This is a genomic window from Rhizobium sp. AAP116 (assembly GCF_001295785.1).
Classification (GTDB): Bacteria; Pseudomonadota; Alphaproteobacteria; order Rhizobiales; family Rhizobiaceae; genus Allorhizobium.
Window position 1 is genome coordinate 24676 of the sequence record NZ_LJIB01000023.1, and the last position, 16805, is coordinate 41480.

At 61.3% G+C, this 16805-nt stretch carries 19 protein-coding genes and 1 pseudogene; 10 read left to right on the top strand and 10 right to left on the bottom strand.

The genetic code is table 11. The annotated features are described in order from the left end of the window. The first annotated feature begins 39 nt into the window (after positions 1 to 39). Positions 40 to 489: a hypothetical protein gene (locus tag IP85_RS13270; protein WP_054150158.1), complete on the top strand. Its 450-nt coding sequence runs from the start codon at positions 40 to 42 to the stop codon at positions 487 to 489. An 8-nt stretch (positions 490 to 497) separates the two neighbouring features. Here IP85_RS13270 and trmFO read toward each other — a convergent pair whose 3' ends face one another. From trmFO to tyrS, 3 genes are all read right to left on the bottom strand, one after another. After that, a complete protein-coding gene (gene trmFO, locus IP85_RS13275; RefSeq protein ID WP_054150159.1) occupies positions 498 to 1907 on the bottom strand; it encodes a methylenetetrahydrofolate--tRNA-(uracil(54)-C(5))-methyltransferase (FADH(2)-oxidizing) TrmFO in 1410 nt (469 codons plus the stop codon). A 142-nt stretch (positions 1908 to 2049) separates the two neighbouring features. Further along, positions 2050 to 2193, bottom strand: coding sequence for a DUF1127 domain-containing protein (locus IP85_RS21960; protein WP_006728564.1), 144 nt, complete (start codon positions 2191 to 2193; stop codon positions 2050 to 2052). A gap of 258 nt (positions 2194 to 2451) precedes the next feature. Beyond that, positions 2452 to 3708 carry a tyrosine--tRNA ligase gene (tyrS, locus tag IP85_RS13280; protein ID WP_054150160.1) on the bottom strand — a complete coding sequence of 419 codons (1257 nt, stop codon included), beginning with the start codon at positions 3706 to 3708 and terminating at the stop codon, positions 2452 to 2454. A 138-nt stretch (positions 3709 to 3846) separates the two neighbouring features. On the opposite strand from tyrS, the pseudogene IP85_RS13285 reads away from it, so the two are divergent. Both IP85_RS13285 and IP85_RS22550 read left to right on the top strand, forming a co-directional pair. Then, positions 3847 to 4956: pseudogene (locus tag IP85_RS13285) on the top strand (anhydro-N-acetylmuramic acid kinase); the annotation flags it as partial. Positions 4957 to 4962: 6 nt separating this feature from the next. Beyond that, positions 4963 to 5511, top strand: coding sequence for a GNAT family N-acetyltransferase (locus tag IP85_RS22550; protein WP_245280867.1), 549 nt, complete (start codon positions 4963 to 4965; stop codon positions 5509 to 5511). Here the strand turns inward: IP85_RS22550 and IP85_RS13290 are convergent. From IP85_RS13290 to IP85_RS13305, 4 genes are read right to left on the bottom strand one after another with little or no spacing between them, the layout of a single operon-like run. After that, a complete protein-coding gene (locus IP85_RS13290) occupies positions 5463 to 6308 on the bottom strand; it encodes a patatin-like phospholipase family protein (protein ID WP_054150161.1) in 846 nt (281 codons plus the stop codon). The genes IP85_RS22550 and IP85_RS13290 overlap by 49 nt on opposite strands. 31 nt (positions 6309 to 6339) lie before the next feature. Beyond that, positions 6340 to 6549, bottom strand: a complete 210-nt coding sequence (locus tag IP85_RS13295) for a hypothetical protein (RefSeq protein ID WP_054150162.1) — start codon at positions 6547 to 6549, stop codon at positions 6340 to 6342. Beyond that, the gene (locus tag IP85_RS13300; protein ID WP_082347688.1) at positions 6530 to 6970 is read right to left on the bottom strand and encodes a putative toxin-antitoxin system toxin component, PIN family; all 441 of its coding nucleotides are present in this window, start codon (positions 6968 to 6970) and stop codon (positions 6530 to 6532) included. The genes IP85_RS13295 and IP85_RS13300 overlap by 20 nt, the downstream gene beginning before the upstream one ends. Before the next feature lies 1 nt (position 6971). Next, entirely contained in the window at positions 6972 to 7649 is a 678-nt protein-coding gene (locus IP85_RS13305; RefSeq protein ID WP_054150164.1) for an alpha/beta hydrolase, read from the bottom strand. 205 nt (positions 7650 to 7854) lie between these two features. Here IP85_RS13305 and IP85_RS13310 point away from each other — a divergent pair, with 205 nt between their 5' ends. The 7 genes from IP85_RS13310 to IP85_RS13340 all read left to right on the top strand — a co-directional run bounded on the left by IP85_RS13310 (position 7855) and on the right by IP85_RS13340 (position 14856). Next, the gene (locus IP85_RS13310) at positions 7855 to 9021 is read left to right on the top strand and encodes a cysteine desulfurase family protein (protein ID WP_054150165.1); all 1167 of its coding nucleotides are present in this window, start codon (positions 7855 to 7857) and stop codon (positions 9019 to 9021) included. Between the two features lie 141 nt (positions 9022 to 9162). Beyond that, positions 9163 to 10632 (top strand): Fe-S cluster assembly protein SufB, encoded by a 1470-nt coding sequence (sufB, locus tag IP85_RS13315; RefSeq protein WP_054150166.1) that lies wholly within the window; start codon positions 9163 to 9165, stop codon positions 10630 to 10632. Between the two features lie 80 nt (positions 10633 to 10712). Further along, entirely contained in the window at positions 10713 to 11054 is a 342-nt protein-coding gene (locus tag IP85_RS13320) for a GIY-YIG nuclease family protein (RefSeq protein WP_054150167.1), read from the top strand. Between the two features lie 115 nt (positions 11055 to 11169). Beyond that, a complete protein-coding gene (sufC, locus tag IP85_RS13325; RefSeq protein ID WP_054150226.1) occupies positions 11170 to 11925 on the top strand; it encodes a Fe-S cluster assembly ATPase SufC in 756 nt (251 codons plus the stop codon). Positions 11926 to 11954: 29 nt separating this feature from the next. Beyond that, positions 11955 to 13232, top strand: a complete 1278-nt coding sequence (gene sufD, locus IP85_RS13330) for a Fe-S cluster assembly protein SufD (RefSeq protein WP_054150168.1) — start codon at positions 11955 to 11957, stop codon at positions 13230 to 13232. Further along, positions 13225 to 14469 (top strand): cysteine desulfurase, encoded by a 1245-nt coding sequence (locus IP85_RS13335; protein ID WP_054150169.1) that lies wholly within the window; start codon positions 13225 to 13227, stop codon positions 14467 to 14469. The genes sufD and IP85_RS13335 overlap by 8 nt, the downstream gene beginning before the upstream one ends. A 3-nt stretch (positions 14470 to 14472) precedes the next feature. Beyond that, positions 14473 to 14856, top strand: a complete 384-nt coding sequence (locus IP85_RS13340) for an SUF system Fe-S cluster assembly protein (protein WP_054150170.1) — start codon at positions 14473 to 14475, stop codon at positions 14854 to 14856. Between the two features lie 66 nt (positions 14857 to 14922). Here the strand turns inward: IP85_RS13340 and IP85_RS13345 are convergent, their stop codons facing one another. The 3 genes from IP85_RS13345 to rutC all read right to left on the bottom strand — a co-directional run bounded on the left by IP85_RS13345 (position 14923) and on the right by rutC (position 16802). After that, positions 14923 to 15444, bottom strand: a complete 522-nt coding sequence (locus IP85_RS13345; protein WP_054150171.1) for a flavin reductase — start codon at positions 15442 to 15444, stop codon at positions 14923 to 14925. A gap of 11 nt (positions 15445 to 15455) precedes the next feature. Then, on the bottom strand, positions 15456 to 16241 hold the full coding sequence (gene rutD / locus IP85_RS13350) for a pyrimidine utilization protein D (protein ID WP_054150172.1): 786 nt from the start codon (positions 16239 to 16241) through the stop codon (positions 15456 to 15458). 171 nt (positions 16242 to 16412) lie between these two features. Beyond that, entirely contained in the window at positions 16413 to 16802 is a 390-nt protein-coding gene (rutC, locus tag IP85_RS13355) for a pyrimidine utilization protein C (RefSeq protein WP_054150173.1), read from the bottom strand. Positions 16803 to 16805: the final 3 nt, after the last annotated feature.

Consider the following 16805-nt stretch of genomic DNA (forward strand, 5'->3'; position numbering starts at 1 on the left):
GCGATAGTGTGTGTGCGCGGAAGGAGGCGAGATCAAATCATGGTGACCTGGGGTATCGTCTTTGCGCTCGTCATGGGGCTGGCCTATTTCTCTACGCGTAGTATGCGCCAGGAGGATGAGGGATTTCAGGACGCTGGCCTCGCTATCCTCGAATTCGGTCGCGCCTTTCCGCAGGAGGCAATCCGCAGCCTGCACGCCACAGTCGACGGCAAGGCCGTATTCGTCCGTCTGCATGACAACAAGGCAGGCTTCATGCGCAGCATGCGCAACCATTTCGCCTGCCATCTGATCGAGCCCGGCACTGTACGCGTCCGCGCCTTGCCGAACGGCAAGGGGATCGCCGTCGAGTTTCTCGACGCCCCTTCCCACAACGGCGAGTTCACCTTTGCCAACCCGGCAATCGCGGCAGAGGTTTCCCTCTGGCTGCTCGGAAACTACCTCGGCCATGCCGACCGAGAACCGGACCCCGCCTCAGCCACGACCGGCTGACGCCGCCGTCAGGCAGCGCCGAGCCAGGTCTTGCAGTGTTCGAGGGCGCGCGCGGCGATCAGTTGACGCTTCATGATCGTCTTGTCCTTGCCGCGGAAGCGCTTGACGCCCTCTGGCTTGACGATCGATCCGGGCTCAAGCTCGGGGAACAATCCGAAATTGATGTTCATCGGCTGGAACGAGCGCTTGCCAGGCTCCTCGTCGGAAACGATATGGCCGCCCGTGATGTGGTTGAGCAGCGAGCCAAGCGCGGTCGTCGCCGGTGGCACGCTGATCGTCTCGCCCTTGCGCTGGGCCGCTGCAAAGCGCCCGGCCAGCAGGCCGATCGAGGCGCTCTCTACATAGCCTTCGCAACCGGTGATCTGGCCGGCGAAGCGCAGGCCCGGACGGGCCTTCAGCTGCAGGCTCTGGTCGAGAAGCGTCGGTGAGTGGATATAGGTATTGCGGTGTAACCCGCCGAGCCGGGCAAATTCCGCATTTTCCAGGCCCGGGATCATCCGAAAGATCTCGGCCTGGGCGCCGTAGCGCAGCTTCGTCTGGAAGCCGACCATGTTGTAGAGCGTGCCCAGCGCATTATCCTGGCGCAGCTGCACGACGGCATAGGGCTTGACTGTCGGGTTGTGGGCATTGGTGAGGCCCATCGGCTTCATCGGCCCGTGGCGCAGCGTTTCGCGGCCGCGTTCCGCCATGACTTCGATCGGCAGGCAGCCGTCGAAATAGGGCGTCCCTTCCCATTCCTTGAAGCCGACGGCGTCACCGGCAATCAGTGCGTCGATGAAGGCATTGTACTGTGTCTCGTCGAGGGGGCAGTTGATATAATCCTTGCCCGTGCCGCCCGGCCCGACCTTGTCGTAGCGCGACTGGTACCAGCAGATGTCCATGTCGATGCTGTCGGTATGCACGATGGGCGCGATGGCGTCGAAGAAGGCGAGCGCGTCCTTGCCTGTCCGTTCGCGGATGGCTTCGGCGAGCGCCGGCGAGGTGAGGGGACCTGTCGCAATGATGGCGAGATCCCAGTCCTCCGGCGGCAGGCCTGTGACTTCCTCACGCACGACTGTGATCAGCGGATGCCGTTGGATCTCGGCCGTGACGGCCTCGGAGAAGCCGTCGCGGTCAACCGCGAGCGCGCCACCGGCCGGAACCTGGTGTTTGTCGGCGCAGGCCATGATCAACGAGCCGGCGAGCCGCATCTCGGCATGGATGACGCCGACGGCATTCGAGGTCGCATCATCGGAGCGGAAGGAGTTGGAGCAGACCAGTTCGGCCAAGCCGTCTGTCTTGTGTGCATCGGTGCCACGCACGCCGCGCATTTCGTGCAGGATGACCGGGACGCCGGCCTGGGCCACCTGCCAGGCGGCCTCCGAGCCTGCAAGACCGCCGCCGATGATGTGAATGGGGGAGAAGGAGCTGTTTGTCATGGGCGGCTCCATATCACGGCTCGCGGCGCGAGGTCTATCATGTCTGAAGCCATGCAGCTCGCTGAGCGTTCACATTCGCGACGCAGGAATCAAAAACGGCACCATGCGGTGCCGTTTGACAGGCTGCTTCTCGCAGGTCCGATTAACGGAAGGAGCGCGAAGCGATGTTGCGGATTTCGTAGCGGGTGATGCCGATGTCGTTCAGGGTCTGCGAAGACAGGTTGCCCAGTTCGTTCATCGTGCGGCGGTAGCTGATCCAGTTCTTTGCAATGCGGATCGGGTTCATGGTCGTTTCCTCGTCGAATGTTCGCTGATCCTGCGGTCTTTCCCGCATCGGCGATTGACCTTCTTATACGCTCGTAAAACAAGATTGTGCAGTGCAAATAATATGCGACTGCTATGCATTTGTGCATGAGGTTGCCGTGATATGTGGCAGGCCAGGTCGGCTGGCGAAAAATGCGCCATGCGTTAACGCCCGTTTACCGATGCAGAAAAGCCCGCGATTGCGGGCTTTTCGAAGGCGTTCTGGGGGCTTGGTCGTTGATCAGACCGGCTTGATCAGGATGTGCTTCTTCTTGCCGAGCGAAAGCTTGATGACGCCATCCGCCGTGACCTCTGCAGTGCCCACAGACATGCGCTCGTCGGAGACACCGGCATCGTTGATCTTGACCGCACCGCCCTGCACGTGACGGCGGGCTTCGCCGTTCGAGGCGGCAAGGCCCGCCTTGACGATCAGTCCGAGCAGGCCGATCCCGGCTTCGAGTTCCGCCGAGGCGACTTCGACAGTCGGCAGCGTGTCGGCAAGCGCCCCTTCCTCGAAGGTCTTGCGGGCCGTTTCGGCAGCCTGCTCAGCGGCTTCCCGGCCATGCAGCAGTGTCGTCACTTCGGTGGCGAGGATCTTCTTGGCTTCGTTGATCTCCGAACCGCCAAGCGCTGCGAGACGCGCGATTTCGTCCATCGGCAGGATGGTGAAGAGCTTGAGGAAGCGCACGACGTCGGCATCCTCGGTGTTGCGCCAGTACTGCCAGAAGTCATAGACCGGCAAGAGGTCGGCATTGAGCCATACAGCGCCCGAGGCCGACTTGCCCATCTTGGCGCCGGAGGAGGTGGTGAGCAGCGGTGCGGTCAGCGCATAGAGCTGCGGCGTGCCCATGCGGTGGCCGAGGTCGATGCCGTTGATGATGTTGCCCCACTGGTCGGAACCGCCCATCTGCAGCCTGCAGCCGTAGCGCTGGTTCAGCTCGACGAAGTCGTAAGCCTGGAGGATCATGTAGTTGAATTCCAGGAAGGACAGCGACTGCTCGCGGTCAAGCCGCGTCTTGACGCTGTCGAAGGAGAGCATGCGGTTGACCGAGAAATGCCGGCCGACATCGCGCAGGAATTCGAGATAGTTGAGCGGACGCAGCCATTCGGCATTGTTGATCATCAGGGCGCCGCCCTTCGGCCCCTGGTTGTAGTCGAGGTAATGCGAGAAGCAGCGTTTGATCGAGGCGATATTTTCTTCAATCGTCTCGATCGTCATCAGCTTGCGCGCCTCCTCCTTGAAGGAGGGGTCGCCGACCATGCCGGTACCGCCGCCCATCAGCGAGATCGGCTGGTGGCCGGTCTGCTGGAACCAGCGCAGCATCATGATCTGCATGAGGTGGCCGACATGCAAGCTGGATGCCGTCGGGTCATAGCCGATATAGGCCGTCACGCTCTCCTTGGCGAGCAGGTCGTCAAGCCCCGTTTCATCGGACATCTGATGAATGAAGCCGCGCTCGGAGAGGATGCGGAGGAAATCGGACTTGAACTTCGTCATGACGCTGTTGCTTTCGGTTTCTCTGGTCTTTCGGTGGCAATCTTGGAAATCCGCGCGGGCTTTAGCATTGTTTTTTGAATTGTGCACCCGTCTCGGTCATGAATGTCCGGCGAGTTGACGGACCGAATCGGGTGTGAAATGGCGGAAATCAGGACGGCAATCGGGTTGATGAGCGGCACCTCGATGGATGGCATCGATGTGGCGCTGGTCCGTACCGATGGCGAGGCGGTCGTCGAGCGCGGCGGTTTCCTCTCCGTGCCCTACGAGCCCGCCTTCCGCGAGCGGTTGAAGCAGGCATTGGAAGACGCGAAAGCCATCAAGCAACGCGACGAACGGCCGGGAGAACTCTCCCGTATGGAGAGGGACCTGACTTTACGTCATGCACAGGCCGTGGCGCTTTTCCTGCAGCAAGAGAAGCTCAAGCGTGAGGACATCGACCTCATCGGCCTCCACGGTCAAACGGTGTTGCACAGGCCGGATGAGGCCCTGACCGTGCAGCTTGGCGACGGGCCGCTGCTGGCGGACGAAACCGGCATCGACGTGGTCTATGACATGCGCGCCAATGACATGGTGCATGGCGGGCAGGGCGCTCCGCTGGTGCCGGTCTATCACCAGGCGCTGGCGCACCAGATCCCGGGGCATCAATGGCCGGTCTGTTTCGTCAACATTGGCGGCATCTCGAACCTCACTTTCCTCGACCGAGACGGCACGATCATCGGCTTCGACAGCGGACCCGGCAACACGCTGATCGATCAATGGGTCGAGGCCCATGCGGGCATACCTTACGACGACGGCGGTCGCATCGCCTCTGAAGGTTCGGTCATCATGCCGCTCGCCGAGCGCTATCTGGACAATCCCTTCTTCACCGCAAGCACGCGCCGCTCGCTGGACCGCAACGATTTTCGTCCGCCTGAAGGCCACGAGGCCGAACTGTCGGACGGCGCCCGTACGCTTGCCTTCGTCTCGGCAGCCGCGATCCTCAAATCGGCAGGCCATCTGCCAACCCCGACGAAGACCTATGTCATCTGCGGCGGTGGACGCCTGAACCAAACGATCATGGCGGATCTGGTGCGACTTGCCGGCGAAAAGGGAGCAAGGGTGGTAACCGCCGAGGAGGCGGACTTTGATGGTGATGCCATGGAGGCGGAGGCCTGGGCCTATCTTGCGGTCCGCTCGGCGCGGGGGCTGCCGCTGACCTTTCCGGGAACGACCGGCGTGAAAGCGCCGGTCATTGGTGGTGTGCTGGCGCCATCCGTGATCCTGCGGACGCCGCGTCTTGTCCTGACACGGTGGTTGGATGGTGACGAAGAGCGTCTTGTCGAATTGCACGGCACGCCGGAGACCAGCGCCTATGTCGGACACGGCAAGCCCTGGGATCGGGACTACGCACGAGAGCGACTGGCGGGGTGGCGGACAGGCTTTCACCGCCATGGCTTCTCCACCTTGAAGCTGATGACGGCCAGTGGTTCGCAATTCGTCGGGCGCGCCGGCATCAGCTGGTATGAGGACGCGCAGGTCCATCAACTTGCCTATTCGATCGAACGGTCGAAATGGGGGATGGGATATGCCGGCGAGATCGCCAGTGCTCTGGTGGGGTGGTTCTTCGAGGCAGAGATCGGACAACGGCTGGAGGCCATGGCGCATGTCGACAACGCGGCCTCCTTACACATCCTCAAAAAGACAGGCTTCCGGGACATCGACATGCGCACCGTGCGAGGGGAACCCTGCCGCTTCTTTGAAATGACCCGAGCCGTTTATGCGGATCTCGCAAACGCCAGCCCGTCCCGCAAACCCACTTCATAGGCGTGCCGGATCCCGGCCGCGTCGCCGACAGAGAACTTGCTGACCGGGATGTCCTCGCTCGGGCCGACCACCACGCGATTGGGGGCGGAAGGCGGCTGTCGGCCAAAACGGGTGGTCAGAAGCAGTGTCTTCCAGCCCTTGGTCTCGACCTCGCTCAGTTTCATCAGCGGTGGATTGTCGACGAGGCCGCCGTCGAGATAGGCGCGACCCCTGACGCGCCCGACCGGCATGAAGGGCGGCACAGACGAGGTTGCCATCAGCGCATCGACCAGTTCGCCGGGATAGTCGCAATTGTGCGTCGAGATCCAGGTGGGGCGCAATCTCATCCGCAGACCAGCCTTGGAATGGGTGCCGTCGGTCAGAAGCTTCTCGATCTGGTAGGCGCCGATCGAGCCCAGTGCACCGAGCGCACCGGGCATCCAGTCCGGCAGGCCGGAGAGCTGGATCAGCATCGGCGGTGCTGCCTTTAGCGCGGCGAGTTCTTGTTCGCCAAACGCGTCTGCGAGCAGTTGCCGGAAGAGGGCGCCGACCACGAGCGGCGATTCCCGTCGCCGGAGCGCCCGCCAGTCAACACCGCGATGGCCCTTTTCGGCAAAGGCGAAGGCGGAAGCCCTGACACGGTCGCCGACGCCGGCAAGGTGCATCGCGCCGTGATAGGCGCTGGCCGAAACGGCGACATAGAAGCGCGGCTTGAGCGGATGATGTTCGCTATAGGCCTTGAGGAAGCCGCTCTGCCAGTAGCAGCGGTTACCGCCGCCTGCGAGGCCGACGGCGTCAAAGGTGAGGGGTGAGGTCATTCAAAATCACAGTCTGAAATCGAAAGAGTGTTTAATCACGCCGAAGAAGTTCGAGAGCTTCCGCTTCTCTTCCCTTGCCGCGCGCCGCCATTTCCTCGAACAGCCGGTAGGCCTCATGTTGCTTGACCATTTCCGCGGCCATCTCTGACACTAGGCGTTCAGGAGAGACACCCTTCTCAGCTGCAATCAGATCCACCTTTTCGTGAACCTCTGAACTCAGCTCAACGGTTAAAGCGTTCATCTTCAAGCCTCCGGACAGTAGCCGCTGGTGTCTCGATCTTGGTGTGCGGGAACCTGAGTTCCGCCTTTTCAAGATCTCGGACGTTCGACGTCACGAGTATATGCGCGTTGGCCGAGATTGCCAATTCGAGCCGGTGATTGTCGGCTTCATCGACGAGATTGGGCCGCCACTTGAAATGCGCGGTCCGCCATTGGCAGCGAGAAACAAAGATATCCATCAGCGCTAGCCGTTCGTTGGCGGACATTCGTCCGTTCGCAAAAGGCTCTGTTCTGGAGAGTACGTCGCGGTATTCGAGCAGAAGTGGACCGGACAGAAAAGGGACGAGACGCCCGTCCAGGCACGCCTCGATCACTTTCGAGGCTGGGCCGCGGCCGATACAAGCGCTGACGAGAACGTTTGTATCGGCCACGATCCGGATCAACTTACCGGATCCGCTTGGCGGCCGGTTCGGGGACCAGTTCGCCATCGAGGCGACGGTCGAGATAGTCTTCGCATTCGCCCATCAGCGTTTCCACCTGGCCGTTGAAGAAGTGGTTGGCGCCCGGCACCGTCTTGTGGGTGATCAGGATGCCCTTCTGGGTCTTCAACTTGTCGACGAGGCCAAGTACGTCCTTTTCAGGGGCCACCTTGTCGCTGTCGCCGTTGATGATCAGGCCCGAGGACGGGCAGGGGGCGAGGAAGGAGAAGTCGTAGATGTTCGGCTGCGGCGCGATCGACATGAAGCCTTCGATCTCGGGACGACGCATCAGGAGCTGCATGCCGATCCATGACCCGAAGGAATAACCGGCAACCCAGCAGCTCTTCGAATCCGGATGCAGGCTCTGAACCCAGTCGAGGGCCGATGCGGCATCCGAAAGCTCGCCGGCACCATGGTCGAATTCACCCTGGCTGCGGCCGATGCCGCGGAAGTTGAAGCGGAGCGTGGTGAAACCGCGCTTCTGGAACATGTAGAACAGCTGGTAGACGATCTGGTTGTTCATCGTCCCGCCGAATTGCGGATGCGGATGAAGGATGATCGCGATCGGTGCGCTCTTTTCCTTGGAGGGTTGATAACGGCCTTCGAGACGACCCGCGGGGCCGTTGAAAATCACTTCGGGCATTAGGTTCCGGTCCCTGACATTTTTGCGGTTCGTCAACACCAAATTAGAAAGCTGACTTGACGGCGTCAGTCAGCTTTTCTAGAACGAAGTTTAGAACCGTTCGAAACTGGATGGCGTCGCATCCGGGGTGAAGGTGTCATAAGGCAAGCCCGGCGGATATTTCAAGGAAAATGCGCCGACATGAGTATGGGAGTCTGAAGCAAGGATGGCCGCTGCGCGCATCTATCTCGACTGGAACGCCACCGCACCCCTGATGGGCGCGGCGCGCGAGGCCATGCTCGATGCGCTTTCAATGCCCGGCAATCCGTCTTCCGTTCATGCCGAGGGGCGCGCAGCCCGGGCCGTCATCGAGAAGGCACGCCGCGAGGTGGCACACCTCGTCGGTGCCGAGCCGGCGCATGTGACCTTCACCGCGAGTGCGACCGAAGCCGCCAATCAGGTGTTGTCGCCCATCTATCGCATGGGTAAGTCCCGTGTGGCGCTCGGGCGTCTTTATGTTTCCGCCATTGAGCACCCGGCAGTGAGGGCCGGCGGCCGGTTTTCCGCAGATCAGGTGACGGAAGTTCCGGTCACCCGTTCGGGCGTCCTGGATGTCGATGCGCTGGCCGCTCAACTCGCGTCGCATGATGCGGCAGACGGTCTGCCATTGGTCGCCGTCATGCTCGTAAACAACGAAACCGGGATCATCCAGCCAATCCGGGAGATCTCCGCCACCGTAAAGAAGTTTGGCGGATTGCTGGTGGTTGATGCCGTGCAGGCGGCAGGCCGCTCGCCGCTGTCGATCGCAGATCTCGGCGCCGACTTCCTGATCCTGTCGGCCCACAAGCTGGGCGGCCCGAAGGGTGTTGGCGCGCTTGTGTCGCGCGGCGAAACGCTGATGCCGGAACCTCTGGTGCGCGGCGGTGGCCAGGAAAAGGGCCACCGCGCCGGCACGGAGAACATGGCAGCTGTGACCGGCTTTGGTGCGTCGGCCTCCGTGATGACGAAGGATCTGGTCGAGCGAAATGCCGCGATTGCAGCGCTGCGAGACAAGGCCGAAGCCGGTATGCTTGCTGCTGCACCGGATACGGTCATCTACGGGAGAGGCGAGGCGCGGGTCGGCAATACGAGTTTCTTCCATCTGCCGGGGCTGAAGGCAGAAACCGGTCAGATCGCTTTCGATCTCGAAGGTATTGCGCTATCGGCCGGTGCCGCCTGCTCGTCGGGCAAGGTCGGCGCGAGCCATGTGCTGACCGCCATGGGTGAGGATGCATCGACCGGGGCGCTGCGCCTGTCGATCGGCCCTGATACGACGGAAAGCGACATCGATCGCTTTCTGGGCGCCTTTGTGAAGATTGCTGCCCGCCGCAAACCGGCGGGGCAGGCCGCCTAAGGCGGCGAAAAACCGGGCCAAACGTCGTTTTTCCCTTGCCAAGAGGGATGAAATGGTGGCTCGGGAACCTTAAGTATGGCGGGTCACCGCCCAACGTTAACAAGCTGCCGGAATTTGGCCCGGCAAGATTGGAGAACGACCATGGCTGCTGTGCAGGAAACGATCGATCAGGTCCGCCAGATCGATGTGGATCAGTACAAGTATGGTTTTGAAACCACCATCGAAGTCGACAAGGCCCCGAAGGGCCTGTCGGAAGACATCGTCCGCTTCATTTCGGCAAAGAAGAACGAGCCGGAATGGATGCTCGAATGGCGCCTCGACGCCTACAGGCGCTGGCTGACGATGGTCGAGCCCACCTGGGCGCGCGTCGATTATCCGAAGATCGACTTCAACGACATCTATTACTACGCCGCGCCTAAGAGCACAGCCGGCCCGACCACGATCGACGACGTCGATCCGGAGCTTTTGAAGGTCTATGAGAAGCTCGGGATTCCCCTGCGCGAGCAGGAAATGCTGGCCGGCGTCCAGACCTCGAAGATCGCCGTCGATGCCGTTTTCGATTCGGTCTCGGTCGTCACGACCTTCAAGGCTGAACTGATGAAGGCCGGCGTGATCTTCATGTCGATCTCGGAAGCCATCCGCGAATATCCGGATCTGGTGAAGAAATATCTCGGCTCGGTCGTTCCGGTCACCGACAACTATTATGCGACGCTGAACTGCGCCGTCTTCACCGACGGCTCGTTCGTCTACATTCCGAAGGGCGTTCGCTGCCCGATGGAGCTCAGCACCTATTTCCGCATCAACGAGAAGAACACCGGCCAGTTCGAGCGCACGCTGATCGTCGCCGAAGAAGGCGCCTACGTCTCTTATCTGGAAGGCTGCACGGCACCCCAGCGCGACGAAAACCAGCTGCACGCAGCCGTGGTCGAACTCGTCGCCATGGATGATGCCGAGATCAAGTATTCGACCGTCCAGAACTGGTATCCCGGTGACAAGGACGGCAAGGGCGGCATCTACAACTTCGTTACCAAGCGTGGCGATTGCCGTGGCGACCGTTCGAAGATCTCCTGGACCCAGGTCGAAACCGGTTCGGCGATCACCTGGAAATACCCGTCCTGCATTCTGCGCGGCGACGACAGCCAGGGCGAGTTCTACTCGATCGCCGTTTCCAACGGTCACCAGCAGGTCGACAGCGGCACGAAGATGATCCATCTCGGCAAGAACACCAAGAGCCGGATCATCTCCAAGGGCATCTCCGCCGGCGTGTCGCAGAACACCTATCGCGGCCAGGTCTCGATGCATCGCAAGGCGGAAAACGCCCGCAACTTCACCAATTGCGATTCGTTGCTGATTGGCGACACCTGCGGCGCGCATACCGTGCCTTACATCGAGGTGAAGAACTCGACGGCGAAGGTCGAACACGAGGCGACGACCTCGAAGATTTCCGAGGACCAGAAGTTCTACGCCATGCAGCGCGGCATCCCGGAAGAAGAGGCAATCGCTTTGATCGTCAACGGCTTCGTCCGCGACGTCATCCAGCAGCTGCCGATGGAATTTGCGGTTGAGGCGCAGAAGCTGATCAACATCTCGCTCGAGGGTTCGGTTGGCTGATGAAACGGTGCGATCAGCCACGTGCGGTCGTCATCCTCGGGCTTGTCCCGAGGATCTACTGCCGGCGAGGCTGATGCGCGATGTCCGGCTTCGTTTACATGATGTCGGACAAGCCACGTGGCGTGATTTACACCGGTGTGACCAGCGACCTTCAGGGGCGCGTTTGGGAACACCGGAATGAAGTTCAGAAGGGTTTTACGTCCAGATACAATGCGAAGCTTTTGGTGTGGTTCGAGCAGCATCCGAACATCGTCCTCGCGATCCGACGAGAGAAGTCTCTGAAGCGCTATTTGCGGGACTGGAAGATCAAGCTGATCGAAGGGTTAAACCCAACATGGCTCGATCTCTATGACCGGATTTACGAGATCGAAAACATCTACTCACCGCACCCGAGCTCACCGCAATGGTCGGACTATAACTGAAACGGCAGTAGATCCTCGGGACGAGCCCGAGGATGACGGAATTGAACAGGCGCCGCGCGGCGCAACAGGAAACGACAGGCGGCCCTTGAACCGCCCGATGGACAGGAACACAGACATGCTTGAAATCCGCAATCTCCATGCCCGCATCGCCGAAGACGGCACCGAAATCATCAAGGGCCTGAACCTGACCGTGAAGGCCGGCGAAGTCGCTGCCATCATGGGCCCGAACGGCTCCGGCAAGTCGACGCTGTCCTACATCCTGTCAGGCCGCGAAGACTATGAAGTCACCGAAGGCGACATCCTCTATAACGGCGAGAGCATTCTCGAACTCGACCCGGCCGAGCGCGCTGCCAAGGGCATCTTCCTCGCCTTCCAGTATCCGGTCGAAATCCCGGGTGTTGCCACCATGCAGTTTCTCAAGGTCGCGATGAATTCGCAGCGCAAGGCGCGTGGCGAAGACGAGCTGACGACGCCGGAATTCATCCGCCGCGTGAAGGAAGCCGCCGGCGAGTTGAAGATCAATCCAGACATGCTGAAGCGTCCGCTCAATGTCGGCTTCTCCGGCGGTGAGAAGAAGCGCGCCGAAATCCTGCAGATGGCGCTGCTCGAGCCGAAGCTCTGCATCCTCGACGAGACGGACTCCGGCCTCGACATCGATGCGCTGAAGATCGTCGCTGATGGTGTGAACGCGCTGAAGCGTCCGGATCGCGCAACCGTCGTGATCACCCACTACCAGCGCCTGCTCGACTACATCGTGCCGGATAGCGTGCACGTCCTCTACAAGGGCCAGATCATCAAGTCGGGTGACAAGAGCCTGGCGCTGGAACTCGAAGCCAACGGCTATGCCGACATCACCGGTCAGGCTGCCTAAGGGCTCTCAAGTTTAAAGGAGTTGCAACGATGACATTGCAAGCGGCCAACCGGCTCACCGTAGCCGAGACCCAGCTCATCGACGCCTATACCAACCAGATCGGCAGCCTTCCGGGCGATGGCGCCGTGCTTCTGAAGCGCGACGGCCTGTTCGACGCCCTGAAGCGCCAGGGTCTGCCGACGCGCCGCGTCGAGACCTTCCACTACACGGACCTCAAGGCGCTGCTGCGCGCGCTTCCGGCCGAAGAGCCGCAGGCGGTGGCCAAGGCGATCAGTTCGCTGGTTTCGGGCGCAACCGTGCTCAACGTCCTCCAGGGCGTGTCTGAGGTGCCGGCTTCGCTGCCGGAAGGCCTTACTGTGTCGCTCTATCGCGATGCGCTGACGAATGGTGACGCCGCCGAAGGCCTGACCGCCTTCAACGGTGACGACACGATCGGCCGCCTGAACGGCGCCTTCGTACGGGACGGCTTCACGCTCGACGTGGCCGAGGACGTCGAAATCGAAGCACCGATCGAACTGCAGTCTGTGCATGCTGCAGGCCAACTTCATCTGCGGTTCCCGGCCACCTTCGGCAAGGGTTCCAAGGCCACCGTCATCGAGCGCCATGTCGGCCAGAGCGGTTCCGCCGCACTCGCCTCTGTTGTGGCTGACCTGAAGCTCGGCGAGGGTGCCGAGATCACCTGGATCATCCTCCAGGGTGAAGGCGATGCCGATACCCATCTCGGCCAGATCCGTGCAGAGCTCGGCACCGATGCCAAGTTCCGCCTCTTCATCGTCAACGCTGGCGGCAAGCTGGTGCGCCAGGAAATTCATGTGAAGACGGCTGGCGAAGGCTCCGACTTCACGCTGCGCGCCGTCAACCTGCTTGGCGGTGACACCCATACCGACGTCACCATGACGCTCGGCCACGACGTGCCGAACACCACCTCGACGGAAGTGATCCGCAACGTCGTCTTCGATCGCGCCAAGGGTGTCTTCCAGGGCATGATCCGGGTCGCCCCGGACGCCCAGAAGACCGATGCCCGCATGGCTTGCAACACGCTGCTGATGTCCGACGATTGCGAATTCTCGGTCAAGCCCGAGCTCGAAATCTTTGCCGACGACGTGCAGTGCGCCCATGGCGCAACGGTTGCCGACATTCACAAGAGCCATCTCTACTACCTGATGTCGCGTGGCATTCCGGAAAAGAAGGCGCGCGCGCTGCTGATCAACGGCTTCGTCGCCGAAATCGTCGAGGAGCTCGAAAACGAGCCGCTCGTCGAGGCCCTGGAAGAGATCATCACCGACTGGCTGGAGCATCATGGCTGACACGATCGCGGTAAAGACAGGATATGACGTCGAAGCCGTCAGGCGGGATTTCCCGATCCTGTCGCGCGAGGTCTATGGCAAGAAGCTGGTTTATCTTGACAATGCAGCTTCTTCCCAGAAGCCGCGCCAGGTGATTGACGCGATCAGCTACGCCTATTCGAACGAATATGCCAATGTGCATCGTGGCCTTCATTTCCTGTCCAATGCCGCGACGGACGCCTATGAAGCGGCGCGCGAAAAGGTGCGCCGTTTTCTGAATGCCCCCTCGATTGACGAGGTGATCTTCACCAAGTCGTCGACCGAAGCGATCAACACGGTCGCCTATGGCTGGGGCATGAAGCATATCGGCGAGGGCGACGAGATCGTGCTCTCGATCATGGAGCATCACTCCAACATTGTGCCCTGGCATTTCCTGCGCGAGCGCAAGGGTGCCAAGCTCGTCTGGGCGCCTGTTACCGATGACGGCGCCTTCGACATGGAAGCATTCGTGGCTTGCCTGACCGAGCGCACAAAGCTGATCGCCATAACCCATATGTCGAACGCGCTTGGCACGGTCGTGCCGATCAAGGAAGTCTGCCGGATCGCCCATGAGCGCGGAATAGCCGTCATGGTCGATGGCTCTCAAGGGGCTGTCCACATGCCCGTCGATGTTCAGGATCTCGGCTGCGACTGGTATGCCGTCACCGGCCACAAGCTCTACGGCCCCTCAGGCATCGGCGTGCTCTGGGGCAAGATGGATCGCCTGCGCGACATGGACCCCTTCATGGGCGGCGGTGAGATGATCATCGAAGTCGCGGAAGACCGCGTCACCTATAACGAGCCGCCGCATCGTTTCGAGGCCGGCACGCCGCCGATCGTCCAGGCGATCGGCCTAGGTTATGCGCTCGACTATATGGAAAGCTTGGGGCGTCCGGCAATTGCCGCCCATGAGGAAAGCTTGCGCGCCTATGCGCATGAGCGTCTCTCGGCGATCAATTCGCTCAGGATCATCGGCAATGCACCGGGCAAGGGGGCGATCTTCTCCTTTGAACTCGCCGGCATTCATGCCCATGATGTCTCCACCATGATCGACCGTCGCGGCGTTGCCGTTCGCGCCGGAACCCATTGCGCCCAGCCGCTGCTCGCCCGTTTCGGCGTGACTTCCACTTGCCGGGCGTCCTTCGGTCTCTATAACACAAGGGAAGAAGTCGATGCGCTGGCGGACGCGCTGGATTACGCCCGCAGCTTCTTCGCCTGAGGAATGAACACCATGAGTGATACCGAAACCAAGCCCGATGTCCGTGACGGCATCATCCACACCGCGATCCCGTCGGATGAAGTTGCCCGCCTGTCGGACGATATCATCGCCGCGCTGAAGACAGTCTATGATCCGGAAATTCCCTCCGACATCTTCGAACTCGGCCTAATCTACAAGATCGATATCGAAGACGATCGCACGGTCAAGATCGTCATGACGCTGACGGCCCCCGGTTGCCCGGTCGCCGGCGAAATGCCGGGCTGGGTCGAAAATGCCGTAGGTTCCGTCGAAGGCGTGTCGGGTGTCGAAGTGGAAATGAGCTTCGATCCGCCGTGGACGCCGGACCGCATGTCCGAAGAGGCGCAGGTCGCCGTCGGCTGGTACTGAGAGAATTAGGCAATCGTCGAAACGGCCCGCCTCGCGCGGGCCGTTTTGCATTCAGCCGATTGGTACTCAAACAGTACGATAGGCGCGGTCGAAATAGACGAGCGCCTGGCCCTCCTCGCGGGTGGTGACATCGAGGACTTCGCAGAACAGAACGTCATGGGTCTTTCCGTCATGCACTTCGGAGATCCGGCACTCGAACGAGACGAGGGCGTCTGCGAGGCGCGGCGTGCCTGATGCCGTCGTATCCCAGGTGGCGGCGGCGAAGCGCTCATCGACGGGCGTCTTGCCACCGAACAGGCGGCTTACAGGCTCATGCTCGGCGGCGAGCACGTTGACTGACACGAGGCCGTTGGCGGTAACGGCCGGATAGGCTGAACTGCCCTTGTTGAGGCACACAAGCAGCGTCGGCGGATTGTCGGAAACGCTGGTGACGGCGGTTGCCGCAAAGCCGGCACGACCGCCGGGGCCATCGGTGGTGACGATGGTCACGGCTGCGGCGAGGCGGGCCATGCCGTTGCGATAGGCCGCACTCACTTCCGGCGAGCTACCTTCGGCTGCGACAGGGGCGATGGTCTTGGTGGCCAGCATGGATGGTTCCTTCAAGCGTGTTCGAGGGTCGACAGGAAGTCGATCACCGCGCTGTTGAATGTTTGCGGATAGGTGACGTTGACGGCGTGTCCGCCGGCGACGGTGAGCACAAGATTTGCGTTCGCCAAGCCGTCTGAGAGGCGCAGCGACCGCGAATAGGGAACGAGCAGGTCGTCCCGGGTGGCAACGACAAGCGTCGGCGTCTGGATCTCGCCGAGGCGGTCATCGACATCAAAGGCGCGCAGCGCCGCGATCCGGCGCAGGATATTTTCGCGACCCTGGAAATGGGCGAGCGCATGCGCCTCTTCTGTCGCCAACTTCTCCGGATTGTCCGCCATGTAGATCGCCGGATAAAGAAACAGCGGCTGCGCCTTGACGAAGGCCTCGACGCCGGCGTTTTCCAGGAGCGCGATGCGCACGTCGAAGCAGCGCCCGGAATGTGGATCGGCCTTGCTCCAGGCATTGATGAGAATCAGGCTCTCGATGAGCTCAGGCCTGCGCAGTGCCAGATCCAGCCCGATCAGGCCACCCAGCGCATGACCCATGAAATGGAATTTTTCGAGCTTGAGCGTATCGACGATTTCGAGCACGTCGTCGGCCATGGCCGTGATGCCGCCAACCTCGGGCACTGAGCCACCCGTCTTGCCGCAGCCGCGATGGTCATAGGTGATGACGCGGAACCGCTCGGCCAGGACAGGGATCTGCGGTACCCAGTAGCCGCCCGAGCCGCCGAGGCCTGACGAGAGCAGGATGGTCGGCGCATCGGGGGAGGTAAGGCCGTGGATGTTGTAATGCATACGTCTTTGCTCTGGCTTAGCCCTTCACTCTGACCCTCTCCCCGCAGGCGGGGAGAGGGGATGGCCGCCCTTTGTGCAGGGGAAGCCCAGGTGCAGGCGATTGCGTAAAGGTCTCTTCTCCCCTCTTGCGGGGAGAAAGTCCCGGCAGGGGATGAGGGGCTGTGCTTCCCCTCACTTCTTCCCGATGTGTGCGACGGTCGCGATTTCGACCAGAGCGTCGGGTTTCACCAGGCCGCATTGCACGCAGTAGCGCGCCGGCTTGTCGCCCGGGAAATATTCGGCATAGACCTTGTTGACGGCCTGGTAGTTGGCCCAGTCGGTGACGAAGATGTGGTTCATGGTCACGTCGTCCATCGTGCCGCCGGCGGTCTCGATGACGGACTTGATGGTTTCCAGCACATGGCGTGTCTGGGCGGCCGCGTCGCCGACATGCACGACGTCGTTGTTTTTGTCGAAGGGAAGGGTCCCCGAGACATAGAGCACGCCATCGGCAAGGGCGCCGGGCGAATAGGGGGCGATCGGCTTCTGGGTGCCTTCCGGGACGACGATGGTCTTGGGCATTCT